Source organism: Candidatus Marivariicella sp., from assembly GCF_983056325.1.
This window is the reverse complement of record NZ_CEZOWA010000015.1, coordinates 52,156-53,806: the sequence shown is the minus strand read 5'-3', so window position 1 is coordinate 53,806 and position 1,651 is coordinate 52,156. Positions and strand designations below refer to the sequence as shown.

Annotated in this window: 2 protein-coding genes; one reads left to right on the top strand and one right to left on the bottom strand. The window is 26.4% G+C overall.

From position 1 onward, the window contains the following. The coding region (locus AC3ATN_RS06250; RefSeq protein WP_487532402.1) for a hypothetical protein at nucleotides 1-332 on the bottom strand (332 nt) is incomplete at its 3' end. Between the two features lie 181 nt (nucleotides 333-513). Here AC3ATN_RS06250 and AC3ATN_RS06245 point away from each other — a divergent pair. Beyond that, nucleotides 514-1,651 (top strand): hypothetical protein (locus AC3ATN_RS06245; protein ID WP_487532401.1); only part of this gene is annotated, 1,138 nt, incomplete at its 3' end.

Genomic DNA, 1,651 nt, shown 5'->3' with positions numbered 1-1,651 from the left:
CCTATTTCAAAAGTTTTTGGTGTGTGAGGATGATTAAATTTATTTACTTCACTTATAATTTGAAACTCTTTGGGGAAGTCAGAGGATACTTCAATAATATCTTTATCAATTTCAATCCATAGATGGTAATACCATCTTAAAATAAAAATTAGGGTTTCTTTATCGTTCTGATGAAACTCAATAAAAAGATTTGAGTCATTTGAGATGTTATTAAAATATTTTTGAGATAAAATATTAAATTCCTCAATTGAAACAGATGTTTTTTCTCTTCGGGAGGAAATATTTCTTTTCAATCCTACTTTAGAATCGTTAATTAATTTATTGAAATTCACATCTACAATATATTAAATATATCCTCACCATTTTACATAGGGAGAAAAAACTAACTCCGATATAAAAACCCCTCCGATACACATTTTTATGTGGGTTATTTTTACATAACTAATTTCAGTTATGTCTAAACCCCTGAGTAGGTATAGCTTAAATTCTTATATTTGGGTAAAATAATCTATTATGAAGAACATAGTATTTACTTTGGCTTTACTCATTTCTTTTAACTCAACTCTTGCTCAAAACATTGATAAACTAAGAAAACGTGAGTTAAAAGAATTAGCTAATACTCAGAAAAAACAACTCACAACAATAAATAGTCAGATTGTTGATCAAAATGTCACAATTGTTAATCAAAAAACCACAATAGAAGATTTATATGACAATATTAAAGAATTAAATCAAATAAAAATTCAACTAGAAAATTTTAAACTTTCTTCGTTAGATTTAATTAATAAGTTAAATACTAAGAATGCCGTTATTCCAAGTCTTGAAAATGAAATCATTAAATTAACAGACTCAATAAATAGGACAAACAACTTATTGTCCATTCTTGGATCCCAAGATTCTATTTCAATTAACCAAAACTCATCATCATCTAGTTATGGGTTTTTAAATAATTTATATCTAGGAAATTCTTACATCCAAAATCAAACTTTTCGTTTAGTTCCAGCAGGTATAATAGCTATAAATCATATTAGATACGGAAAAAAAGATAATTATGGTTATAATTATAATAGGAACATTACTCAATTTATACCAATGGCTGAGTTAAATATTGGAATAGAAGAAAAAAAGAAAACTCAAATTAAAAATAGTGATGCTAAAAAAGATTATAAGCAAGTTATTAAAAACAATTATAAAATGATTCCAGGAAATAAGTTATATAACTTATTTCCTGGAATTTTCCCAACATTTTCCTTCCTGAAAGGAAAGCTTTTAACTATCACAAATGAAAACGTTCCTAAAGATTTTCTTTTTTCAATAAAAAAAGATAAATCAGAAGGATCTTTAGTGAAACAATTAGGTCAAAAAGGAACATATTTTAGTCTTACTGACGATAATGAAAAAGAGTATTTATTAGAATTAGTTGTAATTAATGACGAGGTATATCTTCGGATCAATAATACTAAATCACGTAATAATAATAGCTTAAAAGAAATTGGAATGAAATGGGCTGTCACAGGAGAATTCAAGTCATCGGTGGTGCATTATGTTGATGGTAAAAGGGATGATATAAAAGACATAAATAGATCAAGTGATTTTTCGAGCGATTATTATTATAAGGGTGATTTTTATCTTGAATGTGATCAAACGTATA